Raw genomic sequence first — 6917 nt, forward strand, 5'->3', positions numbered from 1 at the left:
CCGTCACGTTACCGCGGCGGCAATTGTTTGCCACCGCATGGATTCCATGGGACAGTTGCCATCGCCGAAGCTTGCAGCGGCAAGCATTTGATATGGCAACTGTTTGAGGAGAGTGACAATGCGATCCCGTGCCATTCCCGTCCTGCTCGTGCTCTACGCCCTGATCAACTCCGTGATGGCGCTGGTCCTCGGTGGCGCCTTCGCATGGCCCGCCATCCTCGACGAACCCGCCGCCGTCGTCCTGCCCGCCTTCGCCGCCGAGCAGGACACGATCGTCGCCGGCTTCTACCTGATGACCATCGCGTCCGTGCTGCTCCTACCGATCTCCCTGGCCCTGCACCGCGCGGCCGGCACTCTTGCACCGCATCGTGAGGCCGGCTCCCCGGGGTCGCACCGCGAGACCGGCCTGCCGGCATCGCACGGCGGCACTGGTGAACGCACCGTGATCGCGTTCGGCGTGCTTTCCGGCGTCGTCCAGACGCTCGGCTGGATCCGCTGGCCCCTCGTGGTGCCGTCGCTGTCCGACGCGTGGGCCGCCGCCCCGGACGGCAGCGTCGACCGCCAGGTCATCGCAGGCGACTTCGACACCCTCAACCTGTACGCCGGCGGCGCCCTCGGCGAGCATCTCGGCTGGTTGTTCCAGTCCCTGTGGGCCATCGGTATCGCCTGGTGGCTGCTGCGCGGCGGCTCCCGCGCCGACCGGCTGCTCGGCGTGACCGGCCTGGGTCTGTCCGCGCTGTGGGCGGCGGCGTTCCTGCTGCCGGTCTTCGCTCCTACCGTCGCCGACGGCCTGCTCGGCACCGCCGGGTTCACCGCCTACGGACTCTGGTTCCTCTGGCTCGTCGCCCTGGCGGTACGGGTCTGGCGTACCGGCACCACGCTCGGCGCCCGGCCCACCGCACCCGTCCTCGCCCGGCCCGTCACCGTCTGACGGCCACCGGCGAGAGATCACCGTGAACCCCCGTACCCATGTAGTCCTCGGCGCCACCGGCGGCGTCGGCTCCCACCTCGTCGACGCCCTGACAGCCGCCGGCCACCGCGTGCGTGCCGTCAGCCGCACACCACCACCGCCCCGTCCCGGCGTCGAACACGTCCAAGCCGACCTGCGAAACCCCGCCCCACTCAGGGAAGCCGTGGCCGGCGCCGCCGTCGTCTTCCATGCCGCGCAACCGCCGTACACCCGATGGTCCGATTTCCCTGCCCTGACCGACGGCATCGCCGCAGCCACCGCATCCGCCGGAGCCCGCCTCGTCCTGGTCGACAACCTCTACATGTATGGGCCGGCCGCCGCCCCGATGACCGAGAACCTGCCGTACGCGGCCACCGACACCAAGGGCCGCATCCGCGCCGCCATGGCCCGGTCCCTGCTCGAACGCCACCGCACCGGCGACCTCGACGTCGTCCTTGGCCGAGCCGGCGACTACTACGGACCGCACGGCGTCAACAGCGTCGCCGGGCAGACCCTGTTCGGCACGGCCCTCACCGGCGCGAAGGCCACCGTCATCGGCTCACTCGACCAGCCGCACAGCTGGTCGTACCTGCCCGATGTCGCCGCCGCCCTGATCCGGCTCGCGGACACCCCGCACGCCGGTGGCCGCGCCTGGCACCTGCCCGTAGCCGAACCGCTCACCCAGCGCGAACTCATCACCCTCGTCTATCAGACGGCCGGCCACCGCCCGCGAATGGCCGCCCTGCCCGGACCCGTGCACCGGGCGATCGCCACCTTCCACCCCATGCTGCGCGAGCTGTACGGCACGCGCCATCAGTTCACACATTCGTTCACGGTCGACTGGAGCCGCTACGCCACCGAGATCGGCCCGTTCACCCCGACCCCGCACGCCGACGCCGTCCGCGCCACCCTCGACTGGTTCAGGTCATCGAGCGCGCGGCATCGTACCGGATGAATGTGGTTTTGCGCCTTTCTGGTCTCGTTGTGACAGAACGCTTGTCAGGGCCGGTGCCGGAATTCAGGATCCATAGGTCAATGTCGATCTAATGACGGGGATCCAGATGCGCTTGAGAGACACTGTCCGTGCGCTTTCCGTCGCGGCGATCGCCGTGAGCGGCCTGGCGCTGCCCGCGGCCGCGCAGGCCGAGCCGTCCAGGTGCTGGAGCAAGTACTGGGAGGGCTCCTCCATCCAGACCGGATGGCAGGCGGGCTGTAATGCGACCAGTCGTCCCGGCAACGACCAGTGGCGTGCGATCGCCTACTGCGTGCGGGACAACAATCCCAACATCAGAGTCACCGTGTACGGCCCCTGGGCCGCCGGCGCGGGCGGACCGATCTCGATCGCCCGCTGCGCCCGTGACTACTCGCCCAGCGGTGGCACCTACCGAACCCGCATCATCTGAGTGACGGCTTCCGCCGAGTTGGCGTCCGGCCCTCTCGGCGGAAGCCCGTTTCTGGGCCGCTTACCTTGTCCTGGGCCGTTGCCTGTGGGCGGGCGAAATCATCTGCCGCGGATGGGGTGGCGCGGCGTCGGCGCGGTGACCATCGGCGCATGGCATTCGACACCTTCATGGCCTACGCCGGCGTCTACAGCAGCCTGGACGCGGCCGAAGCCGACTATCAACTGGTCAAGGACCTGCACCGTGAGGCCGGTCTGATCGACGCGTACGACGCCGCCGTCCTGGAACGCCGCGCGAACGGCAAGACCAAGATCGTCAAGAAGCACGAGACACCGACCAGGGTCGGTGGAGTGCTCGGCGGCGGATTCGGCCTGGCCAGCGGCCTGGTCGTCGCCCTGTTCCCGTTCGCGGCGGTCGGTGGTGGCCTGCTCGCCGCCACCACCGCGGGCGGAGCGGTACTCGGCGCGGTCGCGGGCCACGCCGCCGCCGGAATGAGCCGGCACGACCTCAAGGAACTGGGCGAATACCTCGACGAGGGCCAGGCCGGTCTCGTGGTGGTCGCCGTCTCCGACATGGGCGCCAAGGTCGAACGGGCGATGCGCAACGCCGAGAAGACCACGTCCAAGGAGCTCAAGGCCGACCCGGCCGAGATCGAGCAGGACGTCAAATCCGTCGAGGGCGACTGACGTCTCCTACCTGCCAGGCTTCACGACTGCCGCTCTTGCCTGTCGGGTTTCTCGGCCGCCGCTTCTGCCTGCCGGGTTTCTCGGCTGGCGCTCCTGCCTGCCGGGCTTCTGAACTGCCGCCGGACAAGAAGCCACGACCGTATTCGAGACCGACGCCTTTCATCCGCCGCGGGCGATCCCTCGCGGCCGGTCGTACCGGCACGGTGACACCATGACAGCCTCAGCGCGCCCGACCGGAGCGGTTCCCCTCCTCGGACTATTGGTGATCATCGCCGGCGCGGTTCTCTTCGTCGCCGGCGTGGTCACCTACAGCATCGTCGGCTCCACCCTGTCCGACCAGAAGATCACGGTCTCGGACGACGCCGCCTACTTCGCCGGACAGCACGTCAACCAGCCCTGGGAGGCATACGCCGAAGCCATGGTGATCGCCGACCACGCCAGCGAGATGGCCGACGGGAAGACATACGCCGAACTGGCCCGCGACGACCCCGAACGGGAGTCGGTGATGAACGCTTCGTTCCTGCAGGCCTCCCTGTTCACCTCGGTGGTCGCCTTCGGCGTGGCCGCCCTGACCGCCGGCCTCGGCATCCTCCTGGCCCTGATCGGCTACTCCCTCCGCCGACTCGCCCGTGTGCCCGAGCCCGCCGAAGCCCGAACCGCAACCTCGGCCTGATCCGGGCCCGCCACCCGCGTCCGCCTCGTCACTGCCACAGGTCGTAGACGACCGGAACGACAGCTGCGAGGACCCCGCCCGAGGCCGCGATCACGGCGGCGACCACTCGGGGGTCGCGCCACAGCGACGCGCCGCCGTGGCGTGCTGTCGCCACCCGCGAAGTCGGTGAAGGCTCGTCTTCCGGCGGCGTCGGCTTGGACAGGTCCACGTCAACATGCTCCGTTCTCGTGAGGTGCTACTCACGACAACGGAGCGTGGCTTCTCCGGGATACGGCTGGAGAAACAGGTCCCGTAAACGTAACGGGCCGCGGCCGACCTGGTTGCCGTGCCACCCGACGATCCACCCGAACGTGAACCACGACTTTCTGCCTCACGCGCGTACTGCACCCGCTACATTGGGCCCCGATCACGGCGGGGAGGCCCGGTTGACTCCAGAGCCGCGTCAGCGAGGGCGGGTCCGTGGCCCGGCGCCCGTGGTCCGGAGCCCGTGACTCGAACCCGGGGCCCGAACCTCGACCTGCCCTCGCTGACCCGCCCGCGTTGTCAGCTGAGGCGGCGGATGTCGCCGTAGGCGCGGTAGAAGCCGCCGCGGGACGCCTCGCGGATGCCGGTGACGACGTAGCGGGTGCCGTTCTCCCGGATGCCCTTGGGGAACTGGACCTGCCAGTCGTGGTGGTAGCCGGAGGAGACCACGCGGATGCGCAGGCGCCCGGACTCCTCGACGCACTCCACGACGATGCCGTCGGCCGGGTCGTGGACGATCTCGACGGTCGTCGACGGCGCGACCTCGGCCATGCGGGGCGGGGCCTTGACGTCCACGACCTGCGGAACGGTGCCGTCGACGGCCGAGCGGATGGCCTGCTCGCTGGCGTCGATGCAGGCCAGCGAACCGTCGGTGGTGACGATGTAGAGGCGCTCGTCGTGGTACTGCATCGAGTAGGCGGAACCGCACCCGGTGGCGAGTTTCCACAGACGGTTGCCGGCAGCGTCGAAGCAGTAGACCGAGGACGAGCTGTCACCGGCGAAGACGTAACGCCCGTCCTCGGCGGCGGCGCAGGAGAACACGGCGGCGTCGCACTGGTAGGTCTGGCGGTGCGTGCCGTCCTTGCCGAGCTCGGTGACCTGCCGGGCGGACGTGCCCGCGTAGACGGTGTCGCGCTCCTGCCAGCCGAAGAGGACCGCGCCGCGGGTGCCGGTGTGCCACAGCTCTTTGCCGGTGCGCCAGTCGTAGCTGGTGACACCCGCACTGTGGCCGTGGTGAACGGCGTTGTCGTCACAGCGGACCATCCACGCCGACGAGCCGCGACCGGGCCGCTGCCACAGGAACTCGTCCTCGTGGTCGATGGCCGAGATGCCACCGTTCGCGTCGGACACACCGAGAACGCCGTCGTGGATGTCGAGCCAGTAGATGTCGATCTCAGGCGCGATCCGGTACGCCAGACGCGGCACCTTGCCGGACAGGTCGTACACGTTGCCGTCGTCGCAGCCCGCGTAGATCCACCCGTCGTCGGCGACGATGCACTTGACGCCGTCGGGAAGCCGGAACTGCTGCTGCACCTCGGCCTGGTGGTTGAGCGTGGTGATGAGCCCCGCCTCGTTACCGACCATGCAGACGTCGCCGTCGACGAACACCCCGAACGCCGGGCTGCCGCTCTTGTAACGCCACAGCACGGGCGCGATCTTGGCCGTGGACCGGGTGCTGACGATCTGCCGCCGCGTGATCGACCGGGGCTGGCGCTGCCCGATGACCGCTGGGGCGTACCCCTTGCGGACCTTCTCCCCGATCTTCTTGGCGGCCTCGGCCTTCGCCTTGTCCTCACTGGTGAACGACGACTGCTTGACCTGCCCACGGTCCCCGATGCGCCCATAGCGGATGGTGACGTCGGTGCCGTCGACCGTCACCTCATAGAACTTGTGGGCGCTCCCGCTGTCTTCGGAGAGCTCGAGGTACGTCGTGTCGGCCGGCATCCGGGCCACCTTTCACCAGAGGGGGAACGCGGATGAACATAGCCAGGGAGTACGACATTTTCGGCAGCGGTCCCACGGTGCGGTGCTGGCCGCGGACGCGATTCGGCCCGTGAGCGGTGGCAGAGGGACCACCGTCGCGGGCCGGAAGCGGGATCAAGAGTTGCGCCGGGTGCCGTTGGCGCCCTTGCCGCCGCCCAGACGCAGGCGGCACGCGTGCCCTTGAAGGTCGTTGACCTGCGCGGACGTGCAGTCTAGACACCTTTTACGGTCAGGGTCTGAGGCTGGTGGGGATAGCCATGTCCCGGACCGCCTGATCTGATCGCCCAGCCGTGGGCGGTGAACCCTTCCTCGGGCTGTTGATCGCCCAGCTGTGGCCGGTGAACCCTTCCTCGGGCTGTTGATCGCCCAGCTGTGGCAGGCGGACCCTTCCCCGGACTGCCTGATCGCCCAGCCGTGGGCGGTGAACCCTTTACCGGTCCGGAGGCAGCGATATCCCGGAGCCCGGCTCCGAAAACGGCCGTAGTTGATCGTCCAGCACCGGGTCGCGGCGGTAGCCGACCCCGCGATTCCGGAGCCCACGACGGTGACGCCAGGCCATCAGCCGGCCGAGCGCCATCACGGCTCAGACGGATGCGGCTGACGGGCCGGGAACCTCAACCGCGAAAGTTCTCTAGTGTCCTGCGCCAGAAATCCGGCTACAAAATCGGGCGAGTGATTCGAGGATTTCTTCGGCTGTCTTGGTCCATATGAACGGGCGCGGGTTGGTGTTCCAGTCGGCGATCCAGTCTCGGATGTCGGCTTCCAGGGCTTGCACGCTCTTGTGGACCCCGCGTCGGATCCTCTGGCCGGTGAGGAAACCGAACCAGCGTTCGACCTGGTTGATCCAGGACGAGCCGGTCGGGGTGAAGTGCATGTGGAACCGGGGATGCCGGGCCAGCCAGGCCCGGATCGCCGGGGTCTGGTGAGTGCTGTAGTTGTCACAGATCAGGTGGACGTCCAGTCCGGCGGGCACGGTCTTGTCGATGGTCGCCAGGAACTGCTTGAACTCCGTCGCCCGGTGCTGGCGGTGCAGTTCGCTGATCACCGTGCCGTCGGCGATGTCGAACGCGGCGAACAGGCTGGTGACACCCTTACGGTGGTAGTCGTGGGTGCGTCGCTCGGGCATGCCGGGCATCATCGGCAGCACCGGCTGCGAGCGGTCCAGGGCCTGGATCTGCGACTTCTCGTCCACACACAACACC

8 protein-coding genes are annotated in these 6917 nt (G+C 68.8%); 5 read left to right on the forward strand and 3 right to left on the reverse strand.

Annotation, left to right across the window (positions count from 1 at the left end):
• Positions 1 to 118 precede the first annotated feature (118 nt).
• From CLV67_RS23870 to CLV67_RS23890, 5 genes are all read left to right on the forward strand, one after another.
• A complete protein-coding gene (locus tag CLV67_RS23870) occupies positions 119 to 931 on the forward strand; it encodes a DUF4386 family protein (RefSeq protein ID WP_106321981.1) in 813 nt (270 codons plus the stop codon).
• A 22-nt stretch (positions 932 to 953) separates the two neighbouring features.
• Positions 954 to 1904 carry an NAD-dependent epimerase/dehydratase family protein gene (locus tag CLV67_RS23875; RefSeq protein WP_203737225.1) on the forward strand — a complete coding sequence of 317 codons (951 nt, stop codon included), beginning with the start codon at positions 954 to 956 and terminating at the stop codon, positions 1902 to 1904.
• Between the two features lie 112 nt (positions 1905 to 2016).
• Complete coding sequence (locus tag CLV67_RS23880) at positions 2017 to 2352, forward strand: hypothetical protein (protein WP_146169271.1); 336 nt, start codon at positions 2017 to 2019, stop codon at positions 2350 to 2352.
• Positions 2353 to 2501: 149 nt separating this feature from the next.
• Positions 2502 to 3035 carry a DUF1269 domain-containing protein gene (locus tag CLV67_RS23885; RefSeq protein ID WP_106321987.1) on the forward strand — a complete coding sequence of 178 codons (534 nt, stop codon included), beginning with the start codon at positions 2502 to 2504 and terminating at the stop codon, positions 3033 to 3035.
• Between the two features lie 211 nt (positions 3036 to 3246).
• Complete coding sequence (locus CLV67_RS23890; protein WP_106321990.1) at positions 3247 to 3708, forward strand: aromatic ring-opening dioxygenase LigA; 462 nt, start codon at positions 3247 to 3249, stop codon at positions 3706 to 3708.
• Positions 3709 to 3736: 28 nt separating this feature from the next.
• Here CLV67_RS23890 and CLV67_RS54300 read toward each other — a convergent pair whose 3' ends face one another.
• From CLV67_RS54300 to CLV67_RS23900, 3 genes are all read right to left on the reverse strand, one after another.
• Positions 3737 to 3862, reverse strand: coding sequence for a hypothetical protein (locus tag CLV67_RS54300; RefSeq protein ID WP_275414917.1), 126 nt, complete (start codon positions 3860 to 3862; stop codon positions 3737 to 3739).
• A 389-nt stretch (positions 3863 to 4251) separates the two neighbouring features.
• Positions 4252 to 5676, reverse strand: coding sequence for a WGR domain-containing protein (locus tag CLV67_RS23895; RefSeq protein ID WP_106322063.1), 1425 nt, complete (start codon positions 5674 to 5676; stop codon positions 4252 to 4254).
• A 670-nt stretch (positions 5677 to 6346) separates the two neighbouring features.
• On the reverse strand, positions 6347 to 6917 hold a 571-nt coding region (locus tag CLV67_RS23900; RefSeq protein WP_146169272.1), incomplete at its 5' end, for an IS630 family transposase.

The organism is Actinoplanes italicus (assembly GCF_003001815.1).
In the GTDB taxonomy this organism is placed as follows: domain Bacteria; phylum Actinomycetota; class Actinomycetes; order Mycobacteriales; family Micromonosporaceae; genus Actinoplanes; species Actinoplanes italicus.

Bases quoted from the DNA above. Each gene is read 5' to 3' on its own strand.
- CLV67_RS23870 (WP_106321981.1), top strand. From the start codon at position 119: ATGCGATCCCGTGCCATTCCCGTCCTGCTCGTGCTCTACGCCCTGATC.
- CLV67_RS23885 (WP_106321987.1), top strand. From the start codon at position 2,502: ATGGCATTCGACACCTTCATGGCCTACGCCGGCGTCTACAGCAGCCTG.
- CLV67_RS23890 (WP_106321990.1), top strand. From the start codon at position 3,247: ATGACAGCCTCAGCGCGCCCGACCGGAGCGGTTCCCCTCCTCGGACTA.
- CLV67_RS23895 (WP_106322063.1), bottom strand. From the start codon at position 5,676: ATGCCGGCCGACACGACGTACCTCGAGCTCTCCGAAGACAGCGGGAGC.